Genomic DNA, 21,144 nt, shown 5'->3' on the forward strand with positions numbered 1-21,144 from the left:
GCCCTAACCTGCTGTTCCGGGACGCAGCGGGGAGAACGAACGTGGTCGACCAGCAGGTGGCAGAAGGCAGCTACGAAGAGGCACTCGCGGACTTGGGGACGCGTCTGACCCGGCTGAAAACGCAGCGGGGCAAACCCTCCCTGCGCAAGATCGAAGCGCGCGCGAAGACGCTGTTCGGCAAGACGACCTCGTTACCGCTCGGAACCCAGAGCGCCGCTTTCAACGGAAAGCACGTCAGCATCGACACCCTCATGCTCATCGTGCGAACCCTGATGTCCTGGGACGAGTACGGTGAGGAGTGTGTTCCGCCCGACCGCAGAGCACGGGAGCTGGACGAATGGCGCACGTGGTGGACAGCCGCTGTCGCGCTGCAATCGAGGCGCAGTACCGCCCTCCTCACGCCGGTCTCCTCCGAACGGCCGGACCACGACGGCGCGGTAGATCGGGTGCACCCTGAAGGGGACTCGACGCCGTCGCCCCCGCCCCTCCGCATGCGCGACAAGTACGGTCTGCCCCTTGTGGAGGGCAGCCGCGCTGTCTACTGTCTGGCGTTCTCCCCGGACGGGCGCTGCTTGGCGGCCGGCGGTGCGGACGGGACCATCCAGCTCTGGGACACCACCACCGCGCGCAGCGGAGGCGAGGCGAAGCCGCTCGGCGCCCCGCTCACCGGACATATGGGGCCGGTCTACGGGGTGCACTTCTCCCAAGACGGGCGGTACTTGGCGACGTGTGGCGCTGACGGCACGGTGCGCCTGTGGGACACCTACTCGCGGGAGCCGGTCGGCGACCCCCTGACGGGCCACGACGGTCCTGTCCACGCCGTGACGTTCCGGGGCAACGGCAGCCGGGTGGTCGCGGCCGGCGCCGACGGCACCATCCGGCAGTGGCTCACGTACTCGCTCAAGCCCTACAGCACACCGCTCGACGGGCAGGGCACCCCGATGATCGCCCTGGCCACGCCCGGCTCCGACCTTGCGGCCGGGGACGCCAACGGCCATGTGAAGTTGTGGACCCAGGACTCGGGTGAGCCCACACGATTCCTGGAGGGGTACGGCCCGGTGTTCGCGATGGCCGACTCCTCGTGCACCCTCGCTGTCGGGCACGCGAGCGGAGCGGTGTACGTGGGAGACACCCGACACGAAGACGCCGCCAAGGTGCTGACCTTGAGTCCGCCCGGCAGCGCCGTGTACGCCGTGGCGATGCTTCCCGGGAGCTCGCGTCTGGTGGCGGCGGGCAGCCATGACGGCACGCTGCGGGTCTGGGCGCAGGAGGACGATACGGGGCCGTTCGTCGCGGCACTGCACCAGGGCCCGATCTTCGCGGTCGCCTTTTCACCTGACGGTACGTTCGTCGCCACTGCCGGCGCTGACGGAGACGTCCAACTGAGGAACTTCTCGGTGGAACTGCTCGGTGAGGCTCTTCACGGCCAGCGGGCTTTCGCACTCCCGACAGCCGCCGCCCGCCCCACGGCCCCCCGCACCACCCTTCCTGCCGAAGGCGACCATCCGCAGCCGGAGGAGCCGCTTGCCACGAGCGCGGTGCACTACGCCCTGCGGCGCGGCCACCACGTCGCACTGCCCCCGCTCGTCTGCCCGCACAGCGTCCGAGCGGTGGTGTTCTCCCCGGACGGCCGTCTCCTGGCCACCGGAGCAGATGACGGATCGGTGCAACTGTGGGACCCCCTGACCCGCGAGCCCGTCGGTACCCGGCTCACCCAACGCGGTGGAATGGTACGGGCGTTGGTCTTCTCGCCGGACAGCCGGTTGTTGGCCGCTGTTCAGGCAGGCAGACCCGTACAGCTGTGGGATACCGCGACCCATGAGCTCGTTGGTGAGCTTCCTGCGCCCACCGGCTCGATCAGGGCAGCGGCGTTCTCCCACGACGGCGAGGTGCTGGCGACCGGCGGCATCGACAGCGCGGTCCGCCTGTGGGCTCCGGCCACCCAGCAGGCCGTGCGGGAACCGCTCATCGGCCACGGAAGCCCGATCGAGTCGTTGGCGATCTCTCCGGGTGGGCTGCTCGTTGCCGTCGAGCGCGGCAACCGGGCGTGGATGTGGGACATGGCTGCATGGGAACTGGCGCCGGCCAACAACAGCCTGCAGCCGTTGCTCAGTGCCGGCCCCTCGATCACTGCCATGGCCCTCTCACCGGACGGCAGAATCCTCGCACTGGGCGGATTGATGGAGGGAGTGCGGCTCTGCCACCTCCAGACCCGTCAGCGCACTTGGACGGTGGTCACCGGCAGTCGCGTACCGAAGGTCCTCGCGCCGAAGGCGCTTGCCTTCTCACCGGATCAGACCTGGCTGGCTGTCGGAGGGGACGAGCACTCCGTGTGGTTGCTGCGGACCGATGGGGGCGACGGCGCCGGCGCGGAGCTCACGGGTCACTGCGACACCGTGCGCGCCGTGGCGTTCTCACCGGACAGCTCCCTGGTCGCCACCGCTTCCGACGATCGACTGGTCCGGCTGTGGGCGGTCCCTCGCGACCGGAGCCCCGAACCGGACACGAGGCAGACGTCGTGAGTCCCTGACGCGACGGTGAACCCGAGCCGTGTGGCTGCCGCTTGGGGCTGCAACCGGCTGTGGCTCGGGCTCGTCACGTCCCGGACTACCGGCCGACTTCGTAGTCGAACCAGATGCGGTGCGTGCCGTCCGCGTCGATGCGACGCAGCCGGACCGAACCCCCTACCCGTCCAGCGAGAGGGCGCTCTTGGCGTGCGCGACGGAGGCCTCGGAAGCAGGTCCGCCCGGATTTTCCGTGGCCAGTGCCTGGTTGAGGCGCACGAAGGGGCGCATCCGCTGTTCGTAGTGGGAGTACCCGGCCTGGTGATCACCGCGTGCCCGAGCGAGGCAGTCAGCCAGCACGTAGGCGCCCACGAGGGCGAGGCTGGTGCCCTGCCCGGAGAGCGGCGAGGGGCAATGGCCGGCGTCTCCCAGGAGGGCCACCCTGCCCTGTGACCAGTGGTCCATGCGGATCTGGGCCATGGCGTCGCAGTAGAAGTCCGGTGCCTCCCAGACAGCCTTGGCCAGGCGCGTCCCTTCCCATCTCAGGGCGGCGAGCTTGTCCGCCACGAGGCGCCGCAGCGCATCGTGGCTGCGAAGGTCATCGCCGAGCGGCGCGGACCGGAAGCCGAAGGCGATCCTGAGTTCGGTGTTGTCACGGACGGGCATGATGCCGAATCCCGCGTCGCCGTCACGCAGCCACATCTGCCAGTGGTCCAGTGCGAGGAAGTTGTCCGCGCTGAACACCGAGAGATAGCTGCCCAGATGATGGGCGAAGCGTTCCTCGGGACCGAAGGCCAGACGCCGAACGGCCGAATGCAGGCCGTCGGCTCCGATGACGAGGTCGAAGCGGCGGGACGCCCCGCGATCGAAGTCGACGTGCACGCCGGCGTCGTCCTCGTCGAGCGCGGTGATGCCGGTGCCGAAGAGGTACTCGACGTCGGTGCGCGTGGCTGCGTACACCATGCGCACCAGATCCTCGCGCAGCAGCTCGATGTCGTCGCTGTCGAGTCGGCCGCTGCTGAAGGTCGCCTCGGTGGACCGGTCGATCTCGTGGCCATCGGGATCGAGGATCGACATGCCACGCATCCGGGTGCGCACGCTTCGCGTCTGTTCCCGTAGGCCCATCCGCTCGATGACGTCGAGCGCGACACCGCGGATGTCCACGGCCTGGCCGCCGGGGCGCGGGCCCGGGGCACGTTCGACGACGGTGGGCGCGAAGCCGTGCCGGTGAAGCCAGTAGGCGAGAACGGGCCCGGCGATTCCCCCGCCGGAGATGAGAACGGTCTGCATGGAAAGCTCCTTCAATACGCTGTACGCGGCTTGAACGTACGGCGTACGCGCCTCCCCTTCAACCGGCCAACTTCCGCTCTACCGCACCCCTGTACTAGCGCAGACCGTTCTCGTCCGGCGTTCGGGCTGCTCCCCCCTGCCCTAGTACAGAAGGGCAACGCGACGGGTCGTGACCAAGCCCACAGTCACTTGGGTGAGCCCCCTGCGTGCCGGGACCGCGCGCGTTCCAGGGCCGCGTCGAAGTCGCGTTGGGTGTCGTCGCACCAGCACAGCAGGTCGGCGAGGAGCTGCTGCAAGGTCTCGCCCGGACTTCGGCGCCAACCGTCGTCGGAGAGCGTGTACGTCTGCAGGGCCGCGTTGGCGCGCCGTACCGCAGCGTCCCGCTCGCCGGACTGCTCGTTCATGTCCATCGTCATCCTCCCGTCGAAGCGTCCAACAAAACCTTAGTGGACTGTATATTTGCAGTGCACTTCAGTTTTTCTGGGATTCGGTTCGGCCGGTTGCCGACCGGAAGCACGGGAGCAGGGGCGGAACGTATGGCGACACCCTCGGACGCACTGCGCACGGTGACGGCCGTCCGCTACGTGACCCCGTTGCGCAGCGGCGGTTCCGTTCCCGGCATCGTCGAGGCCGACGACCTGGGGACGTACGTCGTCAAGTTCACCGGCTCCGCGCAGGGGCGCAAGGCGCTCGTCGCCGAGGTGATCGTCGGCGAACTCGCCCGTCAACTTGGCTTTCGGACACCCGAGTTGGTGCTGGTGCAGTTCGATCCCGCAGTCGCCCGGGAGGAGCCGCACCAGGAGGTGCAGGATCTCCTGCGCGCCAGTGCGGGGCTCAACCTCGGAGTTGACCATCTGCCGGGCGCCGCCGACTTCACGCCGGGTGCGCTGGACGTCGACCCGGCGGAGGCCGCCCGGGTCGTCTGGCTGGATGCGTTCACCGCCAACGTGGACCGCACGGTGCACAGCCCCAACCTCCTGACGTGGCCGGCCTCCGGCCACCGCCCGCCCCGCCTGTGGCTGATCGACCACGGCGCCGCCCTGGTCTTCCACCACCGGTGGGCGGACGCCGCGGACGCGGCCGGCAGGGCGTACGACTTCCGGTGGCACGCTCTGGGATCGCCCCACCTCGACCTGGGGGCGGCGGACGCCGACCTCGCGCACCGGGTCACTCCGGAGCTGCTCCGCCGGGTGGTCGCCGCGGTCCCGGACGGCTGGCTGGCCGGTGAGCCGGGGTTCTCCGGACCGGACGAGGTCCGCGAGGCGTACGTCCACCACCTCGCCGCACGGGCCCGGCTGTCCGACCGGTGGCTCCTGAACGACCTCGGGCCGCAACCGGACCGGAGCCCGCAGCGGACGGCAACGCTGCACCGCGCTGCAAAAACGGAGTGCGGTTAAACTCCCGCCATGGGTGAAGGGCTGCGGGAGCGCAAGAAGCGGCAGACGCGGCAGCGCATCTCCGAGACGGCCATCGGCCTGTTCGTGGCGCGGGGCTTCGACCACGTCACCATCGCCGAGGTGGCGGCGGCCGCGGAGGTGTCGGTCAACACCCTCTACAACTACTACGAGTCCAAGGAAGACCTCGTCCTCCCGCCGGACGAGGCATCCCCGCAGCGGCTCGCCGACATGGTGCGCGCCCGGCAGCCGGGTCAGTCCGCCGCGCGGGCCGTGCTCGCCGGGCTCCGCGACGAACTACGGCGCCGCGACCGCAAGATCGGCCTGAGCACGGGATTCGCCCCGGTCTTCGAGATGATGCGGGCCGCCCCCACGCTCACCGCCCGGCTGGAGGACCTCGGCCGGCAGATGACCGATGCGCTCGCCGCGGTCCTGGCCGAGGAGACCGGCGCCCGGCCCGGGGACCAGACGCCGCGCGTGGTGGCCAGCCAGATCGGCTGGTTCCACTCGCTGGTCTACAGCGAGATCGGCCGACGCATCGTGGCGGGCGAGAAACCCACCACCATCGCCAAAGGCGTCCTCGACCTCCTCGACGTGGTCGAGCAGATGCTGGGCGAGCGCGCACTCAACTACGCCACCCGCGAGGACTGAGACGCCCATAGCGTCGGACGCCAGTGGTGCCGGACGCGAGTGGTGCCGGACGCCCGTCGTCCGTAGCTGCGTGACGGGGCGGTCCCCGGGTAACCGACGTGTACGGCGGGCACCGGCCTGCCCCGGAGGAAGGGATCCAGAATGGCCGTCGCCAAGAGCAGCGTACTGGTGCTGGATGCGGCCGAACCCGAGGAACTGGCCGAGTTCTACGCCCGCTTCCTCGGCGGCTCGTCACGCGTCGGCAGTCACCCGGACTACATAGAGATCGTCGAGTCCGCGGGCGTCCGCATCGCCGTCCGGCGGGACCACGGCGCCGCGCCGCCGAGCTGGCCCCGGCCGGACACCTCACAGCAGGCACACCTGCACTTCGTGGTCCCCGAGGACGACATGGACCAGGCGGAGCGTGAGGCCATCAACCTCGGTGCACGTCCCCTGGAGACCCGGGACAACGGCGGGCCCTTCGACATCCGTCGATATGCGGACCCCGCAGGACATCCCTTCGTCCTGGCCGCCCTTGAGGGGCACGGAACCACGTGATGGCAATGCCGGCCCGGGCGGGCACCGGCATCCCGGCGACGACCGCAGTCACGACCTTGCGGACGGCGCCGGCTTGCGGGTCCGTTGAGAAACGGACCCGCACTCGACAGGCGTTGATGCACCCGTCGGTCGTCGGTCAGTCCGTGCGGAGCATGGCGGTGCGCAGCTGGGCCAGGCAGCGGTTGAGCAGGCGGGAGACGTGCATCTGGGAGACACCGAGGATTTCCCCGATCTCGGCCTGGGTCATTTCCTGGCCGAAGCGGAGTTCCAGTATCCGGCGGTCGCGGTCCTCCAGCCCGTCCAGCAGCGGCTTGAGCGTGTGCAGGTCCTCGAAGAGGTACATCTCCTCGTCGTATTCACCGAGCAGGTCCGCGAGCGGCACGTCGTTGTCGTCGTCCCCCACGGTGACGTCGATGGACGAGGCGCTGTAGCCGTTGGCGGCGACCTGCCCCTCGATGACCTCTTCCTCCGGAATATCCAGGTGAGCTGCCAGCTCGGAGACCTTGGGGTCCCGGCCCAGCTCGTTGGCGAGGTGCTCACCGGCGCGGGCGAGGTCGACCCGCAACTCCTGCAGCCGCCGGGGCACCCGTACGTCCCAGGTGGTGTCACGGAAGAAGCGCTTCATCTCACCCGTGATGTACGGGATGGCGAGCGTGGTGAATTCCACGTTGCGCGCCAGGTCGTAGCGGTCGATGGCCTTGATCAGGCCGATCGTGCCGACCTGCACGATGTCCTCGAAATCATCGCCGCGATTGCGGAAGCGCCGGGCGGCATAACGCACCAGCGAGAGGTTCATCTCGATGAGCGTATTGCGCGCGTACTGGTACTCGGGCGTGCCCTCCTCCAGCTTTTCCAACCGCTCGAAGAACAGGTGGGTCAGTTCCCGGGCGTCTCCGGGGGCGAGGTTCTCGGGCGACTCGATCAGGGGCAGCTCGGTGGGCGGAGCGGGTACCGCGGTCGGCCCGTCGACGACACCGACGTCCTGAGTGGTCTCGGCCCTGGCGCTGCTGACACTCATGAGTGGCTCCTTCCCCTTCGTAAGGCCCGGTCAACGGAACTCCTGCCCCGCCGAAGAGCATGCACACACCATGCCGGACCTGAAGGGCGAGCCATGTGCGGTCCCTTCGGGGTCAGACGGCGAAGCAGTCGGGGTCGGCCGCCGCCCAGTCCGCGGCCCACTCCTCCGGCGCAACGGCCAGCAACTCGCCCGGGGAGAGCCACTCGTACAGCTCCTCGTACGAGCGGACGGTGAGCGGGTCGAGGCGGCGACGCAGCATGTGGGGGCGGAGTTCGCCGGGGTGCTGGACACCCATCGAGCCCATGATCTGCAGGGCGCTGTCCACCGTCGCCTTCTGGAACCGGTGTACCCGCGCGGACTTGTCCGCCACGTCCAGCGCCCGGGCCCGGTGCGGGTCCTGGGTGGCCACCCCGACCGGACAGGTGTTGGTGTGGCACCGCTGGGCCTGTATGCAGCCGACGGCCATCATCATGGCGCGTGCCGCGTTGGTGAAGTCGGCACCCTGGATCATGCGCTTGACCATGTCCGCGCCGGTGGCCACCTTGCCGCTCGCGCCGATCTTGATCCGGTCCCGCAGCCCGCAGCCGACCAGGGCGTTGTGCACGGTGATCAGGCCCTCGGTCAGCGGAGCGCCCAGGTGGTCGGCGAATTCCAGGGGAGCGGCCCCGGTGCCGCCCTCGGCGCCGTCGACGATGATGAAGTCCGGGGTGACGCCCTCCTGGAGCATGGCCTTGCAGACCGCGAGGAACTGCCTCCGGGAGCCGACGCAGAGCTTGAAGCCGGTGGGTTTGCCGCCCGCCAGTGCGCGCATCCGCGCGAGGAAGCGGACCAGTTCGCGCGGGGTGGAGAAGGTCCGGTGGTAGGGCGGGGAGGTCACCGTCCGTCCTTCCGGCACCTCCCGGACCCGGGCGATCTCCGCGCTCACCTTGTCGCCGGGCAGTACCCCGCCGATGCCCGGCTTCGCGCCTTGGGACAGCTTCAGCGAGACGCACTTGATGCTGTCGTGCGCCGCCTTGTCGGCGAACTCCGACGGCGAGAAGTCGCCCTTCGCGGTCCGGCAGCCGAAGTACCCGGTCCCGATCTCCCAGACGAGATCGCCACCGTGCCGCAGGTGGTACTCGGACAGACCGCCCTCCCCGGTGTCGTGGGCGAACCCGCCGAGGGCGGCACCGCGGTTCAGGGCGAGGATCGCGTTGGCGGACAGCGAACCGAAACTCATCGCCGAGACGTTCAGCAGCGCCATGTCGTACGGCCGGGTGCAGTCCGGGCCGCCGAGCCGGACCGTCGGCTGCCGGTCGGGAACCGGTTTGGGGGCCATCGACGGCACCATGAACTCGTAGCCGGCGGCATAGACGTCGCGCTCGGTGCCGAACGGCTCCTCCGCCTCGGTCCCCTTGGCCCGCTCGTAGACGATGCTGCGCACATCACGGTCGAAGGGCCGGCCGTCGAAGTTGCGCTCGACGAAGTACTGCTGCAGCTCCGGCCTGATCGCCTCCAGCGCGAACCGCAGATGGCCGATGACCGGGTAGTTGCGCAGCACCGCGTGCCGACGCTGCACCAGGTCCGCGGTGCCGACCCCGCCGAGGGCCAGGAAGAGCAGGGCCGGCGGCCACCACCAGGGCGACGCCAGTACCGCCGCCGCCACGAGTCCGGCGGCGGCCACGAGCAGCGCCGCCACCGAAAGCCACCGGAACAGATGGGCGAAGGGACGCATCCGCGCGCCGCCCGGCCGGCCGCCGGAGCCGGTCCGCGAAACGCTGACGCCAGCGTTGGTGGTCACCATCAGCTCCCGAGAAGTAGGGCGACGGCCCCGCATCGCGACGGATGCCCAACAGCGGGCCGGGCCGTTCGATCAACGCTGGCCGTTTACCCGCCCGCCCCCGCTTCAGTCGGAGTCGTGCAGGTCGTGGGGTTGCCGGTCCACGTACCGCTGGAGCACGTCGCAGGGTGCGGGGCGGGCACCCTCCGGCGCACCGCTGCCTGTCCGGCCATGCGCACGCTCCTCTCGGTGTAGTCGTCGATCTCCAGCGAGCGAGGGGTCGACGCCACCACCGGGCGGGGGCAGACGTCCTCCGCCGGAGGCGCGTCGACGGGCTCCTCGACCGGACCAGGACCGGCCCCCAACTCGGGGCTCATCACAACGGCCGGATGGCCAGGGGTCGTTGTCGCTCCCCCGCCCCACCCCGGCGGGTGGGGATTGCGGGACGAGCGCTCGGAATAGATCGCTTCAAGATCGGGCTGAACAGCGGACACGGCACAGCGGCCGACCGGCCCGACCACGCGAGGGGGATGCGCATGTCGCACGATTCGACGGCACTGGTGCTCGGAGGCGGCGGGCTCGCCGGGATCGGCTGGACCATCGGCGCGCTCGCGGCACTCGAAGAATCCGGGTCCCTCCGCCTGGACACCGTCGACCACGTGATCGGAACGTCCGCCGGCGCCGCCGTCGCGGCCGCCGTGCTCCAGGCCGGGGCGGCGCGCGCCGAGTACGACAGAGTGGTGCGCAAGTGGCGCCGCAATGACGAACTCGCCCCGGCAGTGGCCCTCACCGACGTGATGCCGGAGATCCTCGCCGTCCACGGCAGTGAGGATTCCCTGGCGGCGAAGACCCGACGGTTCATGCAACTGTCCCACGAGCGCTCCGGAACCGAACCGTCCCGACGTCGTGACGCCGTCGCCCAGCGGGTGGCGGAAGACTCCTGGCCCAGCGACCGCTTCAGCGTCACCGCGGTGCGCGGGGACGGCAGCAGAAGTGTCTTCACCAGCACATCGGGGGTCGGCCTCGTCGACGCCCTCACCGCCAGCTGCGCCGTCCCCGGACTGTGGCCGGTGGTCGCCATCGGAGAGGAGAACTACATCGACGGTGCGACCTTCTCCGCCACCAACGCCGAACTCGCCCGGGACGCCGACCGCGTGATCGTGCTCCGGCCGATGCCGGAGCTGCCGGCCTACGCGAGCGAGGAACGCCAGGAGGTCCTCGACCGGGCGGTGGTCATCGAGCCGTCCGAACGAGCACGCGCAGGCTTCGGCGCCGATCCTTTCGACCCGGACGTACGGGGCGTGGCGGCCGTGCTCGGGTACGAGGACGGCCTGGCGGCAGTGCCGTCCGTGCGGCGGCTGCTGGAGAGGTGAGGTTCGGGGCGGCCCGGCCGGGTGGGGGCATGGAGCTCCGGGCCCGTCCTGCACTCCGGCTCAGGCACATGGGCGAGCGCTGCCGCCCTGCTGTCGCTCCACCGTGGACCGACGTGGCCCGGGCCACGTCACGGGCTCAGGGGATGGCGGCGCGGAATTTCTTGGTGAGGTCGGCACCCCGTATGACACCACCTTCCTTGTACTTGAGTCCCCAGGCATCGATCAGCGATCCGTCGCCGAACATGCAGGCGGTGACGGCCTTGTCCGGACGGGTTTCGCCGGGCGGCGCCCAGCCGCCGCCGTCGGTCGGCCTCGGGCCGTACATCGCCGTGCCGTTGAGGGTCTGGCAGTAGGCGATGGACGGATTGCCCGGCTTGCCACCGGGATCCTTCGGTGCATGAAGGTAGGCGAGGGCGGCCAGGGTGGGCTTGTCGGCGGCCAGCGAGTCGGCCGCGATCATGATCCGGGAGCCGTCCTTGGCGCTGAACGTACACATCTCCCGCTCACCGCCCAGCTGGACCATCTGCGTACCGGTCTTGGTGTAGTAGGGCACTTCCTTCTGCGCGGTGCCACCCTGCTGCTCGCACCAGGACACGGCAGTGGGCGCTTTGCCCTTCGGCTCCGCGGCGTGTGCGCCTGCGGCGGTGCAGGTGAGCAGGATGAGAGTGCCGACGGCTACCGCTCGGGAGCGTTGCATGCTGCCTCCTGGGGCAGGGGTGGGGGATGCGACCCCACATCGTTGAGCGGCGCCGATCCGACGGTCAACGGATCGGCGCAACTTCCTTTGGAGCGTGGGAGATTGGCGTGATCCGTGCCTTCCCGCCCTCCCCCGGACAGGGCGGGCTGAGCCCACGATTCACGCCGGCGTGATGAAGCCACCGCGGACGCGACCGTGTGCGAGGCGGCGACGACGGTCGGTGGCCGAAAGTCAGCCTTTTCCAATGGAATCCCGTCATGGTGGGGCCCCTCTCCCCTACCGTGAGCGGGAGAGGGGGTGAACGTCCATGCGCACTCCGAGGCGTGGTGTGACACCGGGGGCCGCGCTCTCGGGAGTGGTGCTCTTCGGGATGGCCGCCGGGCTCTACGCCGGTGTGAGCGGCGGGGCCGACCGGCAGGTACAAGCCCACCGCACGGCGCGCCCGCCGGCAGCCTCCGTGAGCCCGGAGGAACCGTCATCGACGCCCACGCCCACTTCCACTCCCACGCCCCACGCCTCGACGAGCGGGGCTGAGGAGTCGGGGACAGCGGCGGAGTCCGCGCTGGACTCCGGTGGGCCGTGCTTGCACGTGGGCAAGACGCTGAAGCTCCCCCACCTCTACGGGGTCGGCAAGGGCGCGCACGGGCTGAAGAAGCTGAAGGTGTGGTACGAGGAGGTCCGCCTCCCCGCCTACAACACCTGCGGGTACGGATTCGGCTACGGCTCCAACGGCTACCCGACCCCCGGCTTCGGCGGCCGCTATCCCGGCGTTCTCCCCACGCAGGGCTCGGTCAACTATCCGGGCTGGTCGGGCGCCGGGCAGGGCCGCGTCCAGGAGGGTCCCGGCTCGTCCGGCAGGAAGTCGGTGCCGATCGATCCGCCGCGGGTTGAGGTCCCGCACCTCGCGCCGGTGGCCCCGCCGGCCCCGCGGGTGCCCATCATTCCGTAGTGGCGGGGACGAGCCGTCGCATGCGCCACCGCCGGTACCTGCCTGCCGCGCTGCCCGCCGCCGCGGCGAGCCTGCTGGCGATCGTGCAGGGCGTGGCCACCGACACGGTCAAGGACTGGGTCGGCGGTAGCGGGTGGGCGCCCTGGGCGGTGGAGGGCGCCCTGCTGGCGCTGGCCGTCACCTTGCAGGTCCGTGCCTCCACGACGGGCGAACCGGGCGCGACCGCAGCACCTGACGAACTCCCGCGGGACGTGGGCGACTTCACCGGCCGTGAGGAGGAGTTGCTGGAGCTCCAGCGGCTGATCAAGGCCGGCTCGCGAACGCTGCTGATCTCCGCCATCGACGGCACACCCGGCGTGGGCAAGTCCACCCTGCAGATCCATCTCGCGCACCGTGTGGTGGGGCGGTTCCCGGACGCCCGGTTGTACGCCAACCTCCGGGGCGCGGACGACGATCCGGAGCCCGCGGAGCCGCTGGCGGTGCTGGAGCAGTTCCTGCACAGCCTCGGCGAGCGCCGCGTCCCACGCACCGTGGAGGCCGCCGCCGCGCGCTACCGGACCCTGCTCGCGGGCAAGCGAGCGTTGATCCTGCTGGACAACGCCTCCAGTGAGGCACAGGTGCGGCCGTTGCTGCCCGGCAGCGCCTCGTGCACCATAGTGATCACAAGCCGCTCCCGGCTGGCCGGGTTGGAGGCGACGCACTCCCTCACCCTCAACGTCTTCACCGATGCCGAAGCGGTCGAGCTGCTGACCCGCATCGTCGGCGTCGACGCGGTCAACGCCGACCGGCAGAGCACGGATGACGTCGTGAGGTTCTGCGGGCGGCTGCCGCTCGCTCTGCGGATCGCGGGCTCCCGGCTCAAGCACAGCCCGGGCTGGACCATGCGTGACCTTTCCGCCCGGCTTGCCGACGAACGCCAGCGGCTGGCCACCCTGGCCTCCGGCCATCTCGACGTACGCGCCAGCTTCCAGCTCAGCTACCGCGAACTGACCGACACCGAGCAACGGCTCTTCCGGCTCGCTGCCGTCGCGCACACCGTCGATCTCCCGTACGAGGCCGCCGCCCGCACGGTGGGGGTGCCGCTGCCGGAGGCCAGGGCCGCCCTGGACCGGCTGATCCGGCTCCATCTGGTGGAGTCGGACGCCGCGGGACCCGGCCAGATCCACTTCCATGACCTGCTGCGTCTCTTCGCCCACGAGCGCTCGGCCGAGCAGGACGACGACAGCGTGCGCCGGTCTGCCCTCGGGCGGGTCCTGGAGTGGTACGAGGAGCAGTTGACCGCGGGCGCGCCCCGGCGGTCCGGCTGGCTGGATCAGCAGCTGGAGAACCTGCTCGCCCTGGTGGAACAGGCCGCCGGGCTGCCGGCCCCGCTTCGCCCGTATGCCTGGCGGCTCGCCTTCGCCCTCGCGCCGCACCTGGAGGAGCAGGAGGAGCTGGCTGCCTGGCAGGCCACCGCGCAGCACGCGGCCTCCGCCGCGGCGGCCGCCGCAGACGGCACCGCCCACGCCATGGCCCTGGCAAACACGGGCCGGCTGCACGAGGCGCGTGGCGAATACGCCCGCGCCAGGACCCTGCTCACCCGCGCCGTACGCCAACTGCGGTCCACCGGTGGGCATCTTCCGCTCGCGCAGGCGCTGTACCGACTCGCCCGGGTCCTGCGGCAGTTGGGGGAACTGGAAGCAGCCCACCGTGCCGCAGCCGAGGCGCACCGGCTGCACCGCGGCCCGGCCGGCCAGGCCACCTGTGGTCCTCATGAGCGCACCTGCCTCATCGAACTGGGCGACATCGCCACCGCACGGGCCCAGCACGACCGCGCCGCCGCGCACTACACCGCGGCCCTCGACGGCGACCGCGCCGCGCACATTCTGGTCCGGCTCGGCACCGCCCACCGGGCGCTGCGGCGTTACGACGACGCCCACGCCGCCTTTGCCGAGGCGGCGCAGCGCTACCAGGACGACGGGGACCGGGCCGGTCACGCCACCGTGCTGGAACAGTCCGGCATCACCCACGACGCCGCGGGCGACTCCGCCCGGGCCGTCACCGCCTATCGGCGCAGCCAGGAGCTGTACCGCGTGCTGCGACAGCCCGCCGACGAGTGCCGACTGAACTGCAACCAGGCAATCAGCCTCTACCGCACGGGCCGCACCGAAGAGGCCGTCGCCGCGCTACGGGACGGTATCCGCCGCGCCCGCAGGGCGGGTGCGGCGGATGTGGAGAGCGGGGCACAACTCAACCTCGGCGAGATCCTGCTCGCCGAGGGCGACACCAGGGGCGCGGTCCGGTTGCTGCAGCAGGCTCACGAGAGCTGCCGACGCACCGCGGACACCGCGGGCCGGGCCCGTGCGCTCCACGCCCTCGCCCGGGCCCATGCCCGCTCGGGTGACGCGTCCGGCGCCCTCTCCACGCTCCACGCGGCCGTCCGCTGCGCCCGGCAGGCACACGACGCATCGCTCACCGCCGGAGTCCTCATCGACCTCGGTCTCGCCCACCGCGACCGCGGCGAGTGGCGCCGCGCCCAGGACCACCTGGAAGACGCGGTGCGCACGGCACGCAGCGCGCGCGCACCCGATCCCGGCCTGCTCGGGCGCGCGCTGATGCAGCTCGGCGGCATCGAGTCCAGTCAGGGCCACACCGGTCCGGCCGCCCGGCACTTCGCCCGAGCGCGCGACCACTTCCGCGCTGCCGGCGAACAGGAACTGCAGGCCACCACGCTGATGTACCTCGGCCGGCTCCACCGCGAAGCCGACGGCCGCCACGATGCCAGCGCCGCCGCCTACGACACCGCCGCGCGGCTCTGGGGCGCGCTCGACGACCGAGTTCAGGAAGCCCGGGCCCTGGTGTGCGTAGCCCTCGCCCACGCCCGACTCGGCCGCCTCACCGCCGCGCAGGCCCCACTGACCCGAGCCGCGACGCTGACGGACGCGCACGACGCCAGTACGGTCGAACGCGTCCGGAACTGGGTCAACAGCGGCGGCCTGCCGCCGTATCCAGATCTGCCGTGGTAGTCGCCCCCTTCATTGAACGGCCGCTTGGCGGGTGGTCCTGATGGGGACATGGGGCTACTCGGTCCGGTCGGTCAAGACAGGATCTCGACGTACCCGTCGGTGCCGTGTACGCGGATCCGCTGCCCGTCCCGGATCAGCCGGGTGGCCTGCTCCACGCCCACGACGGCCGGCAGGCCGTACTCCCGGGCGATCACCGCGCCATGGGTCATCATGCCGCCCACCTCCGTCACCAGGCCCGCGATTCCGACGAACAGCGGCGACCAGCTGGGGTCCGTGAAGGTCGTGACCAGGATGTCGCCCGCTTCGAGATCGGCTTGCGTCATGTCGAGGATGACGCGGGCCCTGCCCTCGATGGTCCCGGCGGAAACCGGTAGGCCGATCAGGGCACCGGCCGGCACGTCGTCGCGCCGGTACGCCCCGGTGACACCCTCGCCGTCCGATGTCAGCACCCGGGGCGGTGTGAGCGCGTGGTACGACCGGAACGCGTCCTTGCGCTGCTGGATGAGCCGGTCGTCCACCTGGTGCGAGCGCACGACGTCGTGGAACTCCTGGAACGTGAGGTAGAAGACGTCCTCCTGCTCAGCAAGCACGTCGGCCTGCACGAGGCGCTCGGCCTCCTCCAGCAGGGCCTGCTTGTAGACGAAGTAGCGGCTGACGATGCCGTACTTCGGGTACTCCCGGTACCCGATGAAGGTCCGGACCCGGTCGATCATCCGCTTGGTCTCGACGGCCTTCTGCTCCCCGTCCGGCAGGGCCCGCAGGCGTGACAGCACGTCCTGTTCCTTCTGCTGCGCCTCCTGGCGCCCTTGCTCGAAGCGCCGCCCGGCGGCGCCCGCCTCGAAGATCCTCACGTTGTCGAGGATCACGGGCACCAGCGTGGTCGGGCGCTCGCGCCAGCGCGGCCTCGTGATGTCGATCTCGCCGACGCAGCGCATGCCGTACCGGTCGAGGTAGGCCTCGATGGCATCGCGTGCTTCGGTCCCACCCGGGAGCTTCGCCAGCTCGTCGAGGAAGTTGTCGTCCTCGACGCCCTGCAGGAAGGCCACCACCTCAGCATGCGGGCGGATCACGTCTGCGACGTCGAGCAGCGCCAGTCCCATCTCCGACGTGACGTTGTCGGGGGCGGACAGCGTGAGCGTGTCAGCCGCGTTCTTCTCGCCGAGCCACTCCTGCAGCTTGTCGTTGAGCCACCATGTGGCCTCCATGCCCGCCATGATCGCCTGGAAGTTCAGCGGATCACTGAGGACGCGCTTGTGCTCCTCGAAGGCCTCCAACAGGAAGTCGAAAAGCGCCGGTCCGGACTTCGTGCGGATGTCGCGCTGCAGGGTGGCGATGGATGCCTGGCTGCGCTCGATCAGCTCGGTGACGATGCTCGGATCGGTCTCGATGGGGGCGGGCGCACCGCCGGCCGGCGGCCCGGCAGGGCCCGTGTCCGGGAGCGACGGGACGAAATCGTCGCGGTCCAGGACGGTCTCCAGCGCATCCCTGAACAGCGGATCGGATTTCCCCAAGAGGTCCAGGAGGCCGGCGCGGCCCACGGGCGAGACGAGGCGCGCGGTGGCGTCGACGAACAGCCTCCCGCCGGCCTCGTGCATCGGCGTCATGGCCGTCAGCTGCCACATGGAGATCCCCAGGGGCTTCATGGGGTCGGTCATCATCTGCTGATGGCCGACGGAGAGGTAGACGTGCTTCTCCTGGTCGCCGATCTCGGGAATGGGGAACAGCGTGGTGATCGGCCGGCTCTGAACGATCCGGAAGCCCTCATCGACCAGGCACCACTCGATGTCCTGCGGGCGGCCGAAGTGCGCTTCGATCCGCCGTCCGAGCCGCACGAGCTCCAGGACCTGCGCGTCCGTCAGCGCCGGCTGCCCCTGCTGCTGCGGGTCGATCGCCACTTCCCGCGTGCCGCCGGCCGGCAGGGCGTGAAGGGCACGCTGTTTGGCGGCGATCGTCCTGGCGACGACTTCGCCGTCCCGCACCTTGAAGACGTCCGGGTTCACCAGGCCGGAGACCAGGGCCTCGCCGAGGCCGAAGCCGGCGTCCACGGTGGCGACCTTGCGGTTGCCTGTGACGGGGTCGGCCGTGAACAGGATGCCGGCCGCATGCGGGAACACCATCTGCTGCACGACCACGGCCATGTGGACCGTACGGTGGTCGATGCCGTTCCGCTGGCGGTAGGTCACGGCCCGCTCGGTGAACAGCGAGGCCCAGCACCGGCTGACGTGCTGGAGGATCGCCGTCGGACCCACGATGTTCAGATACGTGTCCTGCTGGCCGGCGAAGGAGGCGGTCGGCAGGTCCTCTGCCGTCGCGCTGGATCGGACCGCGTAGGCGTCCTGCTCGCCGAGCTGGGCGAGCGCGCGGGTGATCGCCGCCGCGAGGTCGTCCGGGAGGGCGATCGCTTCGATGGTCCGGCGGATCTGCGCGCTGAGCGTGCGGATCGCCTCCCGGTCGTCCGGGTTCAAGCGCGACAGCTGATCGAGCCGCTCGTCGATCGACGGCGCTTCCGCCATGATCCGCCGGAAGGCGTCCGTCGTCACGCAAAAACCGGCCGGCACGCGGATGCCGTCGATCCGCGACAGCCCGCCCAGGTGCGCGCCCTTGCCGCCGACGACCGCGACCTGCGTCTCGTCAACCTCGTGAAGATGGCACACGTACTGCTCAGTCATCTCAACTGCCTTCCCTCAACACATGCACGTCGTGCTGCCCCCCCCATTTCCGCAGGTTGTGGCATCGGGCGATGATTCTGCGCCGTGACCCGGGTCTTGCGGCAAGCCCCCCAACGCGCTATATGTTGAGAGTGGCAAGGAGAGAGCTCTCCTTGCCTTTGTCTTTTGCCGTTGGCCCAGGCAGATGTCCCATCGGGGCCGGCGCCCAGGCGAACCGCACTCGGCGGAGACTGCCTGGCCGATGTCGGTCTACTGCGGGCAGAGCCGGACGCGTTGGCACCGGTGGCCTCTGATCCGACCGTCCCGCGCCTGATCGACACGCTGGCCGCAGCCGGGCCCAAAGCCCTGGCCGCGATCCGTAGGGTCTCCTGCTCTCGCCACCGGAAATGGTGGTTTTGATGGTGGGCACCGCCGTCCCCGGGGAATCCGATCTCCGTGCGCCTGCGCGTATTCCAACGGGCGGAACGCCGACTGGGCAACGGATTGCCGTTCTGAGGGAAATGCTCGCAGCATGGGGCGCGGGCAATTCCGCGACGGGTACCGATGAATCGGCAAGGGCGTGGTGAGGGAAGCCGATGAGGGCTGCGGGGTTGACCTATGGGCCACCGTATCCATAAGCAGAGATGACCAGAAAGAAGCACACACGCCGCTTCCTTGGCCTGCAGTTGGCGAACCGCTTACCCGCGCCAACCCTCCGTGGAGTGGGCCGCATCTCTCCCCGTAGTGACGAACACGGTGCACGCGCCGGACGCGCGCTGGTGCGTCTGTTCGGGGGCGCAGCCATGGACGAGGCAGGCTTCGTCGGTCCCGCTGGGGCGAGGCGTCGCACGGCCGGGGGGCCACTGCCGAGTGGGCTGGTCGGGCTGGGGCGGCGGGGGAACGGTCATGGAAAGGGGCGTTGGCGGTTGCGCGGGTGTGTTTGACCGGCGCGGGGCGTCCGGCGGGTGCGAAGGGGTGGAGGAACGTCACCCGGCGGCTCCCGGCGCTCAGTCCTGCGCCCGCACTACTGTGCGCGATGCTGTGGTGGTGACTTGACTGGAGTCATGACGGATCATTCCCGGTTGTTGGGTAATGACCTTTGCAGTCCCATAACACTGGATATGCCAACGTAAAGCGTCTTCCGCATGTGCTTGGAGGCACACCATGGCCGCTCGACCTGTGTTCGCGCGTCAGAGCAATCAGCGGCTGCGGTCGCTCATCCAGGAGGCCGCGGTGTCCAACTCCGCTCTCGCCCGCCAGGTGAACGTGCTGGGACGCGAGCAGGGGCTCGACCTCCGGTACGACAAGACGTCTGTCAGCCGGTGGTTGAGGGGTCAGCAGCCGCGCGGCCGCGTCCCTGCCATCATCGCCGAGGCGCTGAGCAGCAGGCTCGGACGGACAGTCTCCACCGACCAGATCGGAATGGCCAACGGTAACAGCGTGACCTGCGGGGTCGGGTTGCATTTCGCCTCCGATGTGAAGGACGCGCTGGGACAGGTGCGCGAGTTGTGGCAGATGGACGCGGAGTCGAGTGAGGCGTTGTCCGGTACGACCATGGGCACCGCGGCGTTGGTCGAACCCACGCGGGACTGGCTGATCAGTGCCGTCGACCCGGAAGTGGCGCAGAGCCGCCGGCTGGGGCCGCGCGCGGGGTTGGACGAGGTCGAGATGGTGCGGATGACGACCCGGGGGCTGGCGGAACTCGACCACAGGGTGGGGGGCGGCTATGTGCGGCCGGTGGTGGTGTCGTGTCTGAACAGCGTGCTGTCGGGGCTGTTCGCCGGGAGCTACAGCGAGACCACCGGACGCCAGCTGTTCGCTGTTGCGGCCCGGTTGACCGAGCTCGCCGGGTACACCGCGATGGACACCGGCCGGCCCGGCCTGGCGCAGCGGTACTACATCCAGGCGCTGCGGCTCGCGCAGGCGGCGGACGAGAGGTGCTACGGCGGCTATGTGCTGGCGGCCGGGCTGAGCCGGCTCGCCGTGGACGCGGGCTGTGCCCGGGAAGCGGTGCAGCTCGCGCGGGCCGCCCAGGAAGGGACGCGGGGGCAGGCGCCACCGGCCGCGCAGGCGCTGTTCTACGTGGCCGAGGCCCGCGGATACGCTCTGCTCGGCGATTCGCGGACGTGCGGGATGCTCAGGGACAAGGCCCTGGAGGCGATGGCACATGCGGATCCGGTTGACGCGCCGGAATGGCTGGCGCACTTCGACCGGGCCTATCTGGCCGACGAGTTGGCGCACTGCCACCGGGATCTGCAGCAGCCCCGGCAGGCCGCTCGCCGGGCCGCCGAGGCGCTCGCCCGGCACCCGAGGACGCGGGTGCGCCGCCGGACGATCGATCTGCTGCTGCTGGCGTCGGCACAGGTGCAGGCCGGTGAGGTGGAGGAGGCGTGCCGGGTGGCCGAAGAGGCCGTGGGTCTGCTGCGGCAACTGCGGTCGGCACTGGGCAGGAAGTATCTGGAGCAGTTCCTCGCGGGGCTCCGCCCCTACCGAGATACCAGACCCGCCAGTGAGTTCGCCGTGCTGGTGCAGGAGTGCGAGGCACATCTGCCCCCGCAGCGTGCGTCCAGCGACTGACGGGCGCCGGAAGTGGCGCCGGCAGCCAGGCAGATCGTCCCGCTTCGGAGGGGAGAGAGGGAAGCGAACCTGTCTGGCCGTCGACCGTCGAGGCTGCCGCGGCCGGTGCGCGGAGTACGGGGAGCGGGCAGCGGGAGGCGCTGGTCATGTGCGGTCACGGCTGTGGGAGGCGGCCGACGGGTGCGCACGTGGACAGTGGCACCGTCGCCCAGACCGTGCAGCCGTCGCCGGTCTCCGTCCGGCGGCCCCACTGCAGGCAGGACTTGGCGACCAGTTCCAGACCGCGGCCGCTTTCCTGGCCGTGGTCCGGGTACCGTCGGCGCGTCACCCACGGGGTCCCGCCGCCGTCGTGGACCTCGATGTGTACCTGGCCCGCGGACCGGCGCAGTTGGCACGTGATGCGGAGGGCGCCGGAGTGCTGGATCGCGTTGGTGACGAGTTCGGACAGGGTGAGCAGGATGAGGTAGCGGGTGTCGTCACCCTGGATCCGCTGCCCGTCGAGCCAGGCGCGGGCCAGGGCGCGGCAGACCGGCACCGAGCGCTCCAGTGCCGGCAGGCTGAATGCGGTCTGCTTGCCGGCACGCCAGTGTTCGGGCGACATGACCGTGGCCTTCGCGTCGGGCCAGTTCTCGACCTGGTGGGCCGTCAGTTCAATGTCGGCCTCTTCGATGATGGGTAACATGACTACCCCTTTCCTAGGTTCCTTTCGGACCCCCGTACCCATGGGAGAACCCTCAGGCGG

Annotated in this window: 15 protein-coding genes and 1 pseudogene; 9 read left to right on the forward strand and 7 right to left on the reverse strand. The window is 70.4% G+C overall.

The genetic code is table 11. The annotated features are described in order from the left end of the window. The first annotated feature begins 41 nt into the window (after window positions 1-41). A complete protein-coding gene (locus V2J85_RS06400; protein ID WP_330820876.1) occupies window positions 42-2,522 on the forward strand; it encodes a WD40 repeat domain-containing protein in 2,481 nt (826 codons plus the stop codon). A gap of 162 nt (window positions 2,523-2,684) precedes the next feature. Here V2J85_RS06400 and V2J85_RS06405 read toward each other — a convergent pair whose 3' ends face one another. Then, a complete protein-coding gene (locus V2J85_RS06405) occupies window positions 2,685-3,794 on the reverse strand; it encodes an FAD-dependent monooxygenase (protein ID WP_261957848.1) in 1,110 nt (369 codons plus the stop codon). Window positions 3,795-3,979: 185 nt separating this feature from the next. Continuing rightward, window positions 3,980-4,198, reverse strand: coding sequence for a hypothetical protein (locus V2J85_RS06410; protein ID WP_261957847.1), 219 nt, complete (start codon window positions 4,196-4,198; stop codon window positions 3,980-3,982). A 132-nt stretch (window positions 4,199-4,330) separates the two neighbouring features. On the opposite strand from V2J85_RS06410, the gene V2J85_RS06415 reads away from it, so the two are divergent. The 3 genes from V2J85_RS06415 (at window position 4,331) to V2J85_RS06425 (ending at window position 6,376) form a co-directional block, all read left to right on the forward strand. Next, the gene (locus V2J85_RS06415; protein ID WP_261957846.1) at window positions 4,331-5,191 is read left to right on the forward strand and encodes a HipA family kinase; all 861 of its coding nucleotides are present in this window, start codon (window positions 4,331-4,333) and stop codon (window positions 5,189-5,191) included. A gap of 9 nt (window positions 5,192-5,200) precedes the next feature. After that, window positions 5,201-5,839 carry a TetR/AcrR family transcriptional regulator gene (locus V2J85_RS06420; RefSeq protein ID WP_330820877.1) on the forward strand — a complete coding sequence of 213 codons (639 nt, stop codon included), beginning with the start codon at window positions 5,201-5,203 and terminating at the stop codon, window positions 5,837-5,839. A 141-nt stretch (window positions 5,840-5,980) separates the two neighbouring features. Further along, the gene (locus V2J85_RS06425) at window positions 5,981-6,376 is read left to right on the forward strand and encodes a VOC family protein (RefSeq protein WP_261957844.1); all 396 of its coding nucleotides are present in this window, start codon (window positions 5,981-5,983) and stop codon (window positions 6,374-6,376) included. Window positions 6,377-6,512: 136 nt separating this feature from the next. Here V2J85_RS06425 and V2J85_RS06430 read toward each other — a convergent pair whose 3' ends face one another. Together V2J85_RS06430 and V2J85_RS06435 are read right to left on the reverse strand one after the other, a co-directional pair. Then, window positions 6,513-7,394 carry an RNA polymerase sigma factor SigF gene (locus V2J85_RS06430; protein WP_261957843.1) on the reverse strand — a complete coding sequence of 294 codons (882 nt, stop codon included), beginning with the start codon at window positions 7,392-7,394 and terminating at the stop codon, window positions 6,513-6,515. 112 nt (window positions 7,395-7,506) lie between these two features. Then, window positions 7,507-9,108 (reverse strand): FMN-binding glutamate synthase family protein, encoded by a 1,602-nt coding sequence (locus V2J85_RS06435; protein WP_330821410.1) that lies wholly within the window; start codon window positions 9,106-9,108, stop codon window positions 7,507-7,509. 581 nt (window positions 9,109-9,689) lie between these two features. On the opposite strand from V2J85_RS06435, the gene V2J85_RS06440 reads away from it, so the two are divergent. Then, window positions 9,690-10,526: a patatin-like phospholipase family protein gene (locus tag V2J85_RS06440; protein ID WP_330820878.1), complete on the forward strand. Its 837-nt coding sequence runs from the start codon at window positions 9,690-9,692 to the stop codon at window positions 10,524-10,526. 136 nt (window positions 10,527-10,662) lie between these two features. Here V2J85_RS06440 and V2J85_RS06445 read toward each other — a convergent pair whose 3' ends face one another. Continuing rightward, window positions 10,663-11,223 carry a hypothetical protein gene (locus V2J85_RS06445; RefSeq protein WP_261957841.1) on the reverse strand — a complete coding sequence of 187 codons (561 nt, stop codon included), beginning with the start codon at window positions 11,221-11,223 and terminating at the stop codon, window positions 10,663-10,665. Between the two features lie 307 nt (window positions 11,224-11,530). Here V2J85_RS06445 and V2J85_RS06450 point away from each other — a divergent pair, with 307 nt between their 5' ends. Together V2J85_RS06450 and V2J85_RS06455 are read left to right on the forward strand one after the other, a co-directional pair. Then, complete coding sequence (locus V2J85_RS06450) at window positions 11,531-12,172, forward strand: hypothetical protein (RefSeq protein ID WP_330820879.1); 642 nt, start codon at window positions 11,531-11,533, stop codon at window positions 12,170-12,172. Window positions 12,173-12,192: 20 nt separating this feature from the next. Next, window positions 12,193-15,177, forward strand: coding sequence for a tetratricopeptide repeat protein (locus tag V2J85_RS06455; RefSeq protein ID WP_330820880.1), 2,985 nt, complete (start codon window positions 12,193-12,195; stop codon window positions 15,175-15,177). A 71-nt stretch (window positions 15,178-15,248) separates the two neighbouring features. Here the strand turns inward: V2J85_RS06455 and rph are convergent, their stop codons facing one another. After that, complete coding sequence (rph, locus tag V2J85_RS06460; protein WP_330820881.1) at window positions 15,249-17,846, reverse strand: rifamycin-inactivating phosphotransferase; 2,598 nt, start codon at window positions 17,844-17,846, stop codon at window positions 15,249-15,251. A 216-nt stretch (window positions 17,847-18,062) separates the two neighbouring features. Here rph and V2J85_RS41230 point away from each other — a divergent pair. Further along, window positions 18,063-18,236: pseudogene (locus V2J85_RS41230) on the forward strand (IS1380 family transposase); the annotation flags it as partial. Between the two features lie 753 nt (window positions 18,237-18,989). Further along, a complete protein-coding gene (locus V2J85_RS06465) occupies window positions 18,990-20,402 on the forward strand; it encodes an NsdA family TPR-like regulatory protein (RefSeq protein WP_330820882.1) in 1,413 nt (470 codons plus the stop codon). A gap of 154 nt (window positions 20,403-20,556) precedes the next feature. On the opposite strand, the gene V2J85_RS06470 is transcribed toward V2J85_RS06465, so the two are convergent. Then, window positions 20,557-21,084, reverse strand: a complete 528-nt coding sequence (locus V2J85_RS06470; RefSeq protein WP_330820883.1) for an ATP-binding protein — start codon at window positions 21,082-21,084, stop codon at window positions 20,557-20,559. Between the last annotated feature and the right edge of the window lie 60 nt (window positions 21,085-21,144).

This window comes from Streptomyces bugieae, from assembly GCF_036352915.1.
GTDB lineage: Bacteria > Actinomycetota > Actinomycetes > Streptomycetales > Streptomycetaceae > Streptomyces > Streptomyces endophytica.

What these genes read in the sequence shown, in the direction of transcription:
- V2J85_RS06405 (WP_261957848.1), bottom strand. Translation starts at nt 3,794, where the DNA reads ATGCAGACCGTTCTCATCTCCGGCGGGGGAATCGCCGGGCCCGTTCTC.
- V2J85_RS06410 (WP_261957847.1), bottom strand. Translation starts at nt 4,198, where the DNA reads ATGAACGAGCAGTCCGGCGAGCGGGACGCTGCGGTACGGCGCGCCAAC.
- V2J85_RS06415 (WP_261957846.1), top strand. Translation starts at nt 4,331, where the DNA reads ATGGCGACACCCTCGGACGCACTGCGCACGGTGACGGCCGTCCGCTAC.
- V2J85_RS06420 (WP_330820877.1), top strand. Translation starts at nt 5,201, where the DNA reads ATGGGTGAAGGGCTGCGGGAGCGCAAGAAGCGGCAGACGCGGCAGCGC.
- V2J85_RS06425 (WP_261957844.1), top strand. Translation starts at nt 5,981, where the DNA reads ATGGCCGTCGCCAAGAGCAGCGTACTGGTGCTGGATGCGGCCGAACCC.
- V2J85_RS06430 (WP_261957843.1), bottom strand. Translation starts at nt 7,394, where the DNA reads ATGAGTGTCAGCAGCGCCAGGGCCGAGACCACTCAGGACGTCGGTGTC.
- V2J85_RS06435 (WP_330821410.1), bottom strand. Translation starts at nt 9,108, where the DNA reads ATGCGTCCCTTCGCCCATCTGTTCCGGTGGCTTTCGGTGGCGGCGCTG.
- V2J85_RS06440 (WP_330820878.1), top strand. Translation starts at nt 9,690, where the DNA reads ATGTCGCACGATTCGACGGCACTGGTGCTCGGAGGCGGCGGGCTCGCC.
- V2J85_RS06445 (WP_261957841.1), bottom strand. Translation starts at nt 11,223, where the DNA reads ATGCAACGCTCCCGAGCGGTAGCCGTCGGCACTCTCATCCTGCTCACC.
- V2J85_RS06450 (WP_330820879.1), top strand. Translation starts at nt 11,531, where the DNA reads ATGCGCACTCCGAGGCGTGGTGTGACACCGGGGGCCGCGCTCTCGGGA.
- V2J85_RS06455 (WP_330820880.1), top strand. Translation starts at nt 12,193, where the DNA reads ATGCGCCACCGCCGGTACCTGCCTGCCGCGCTGCCCGCCGCCGCGGCG.
- rph (WP_330820881.1), bottom strand. Translation starts at nt 17,846, where the DNA reads ATGACTGAGCAGTACGTGTGCCATCTTCACGAGGTTGACGAGACGCAG.
- V2J85_RS06465 (WP_330820882.1), top strand. Translation starts at nt 18,990, where the DNA reads ATGGCCGCTCGACCTGTGTTCGCGCGTCAGAGCAATCAGCGGCTGCGG.
- V2J85_RS06470 (WP_330820883.1), bottom strand. Translation starts at nt 21,084, where the DNA reads ATGTTACCCATCATCGAAGAGGCCGACATTGAACTGACGGCCCACCAG.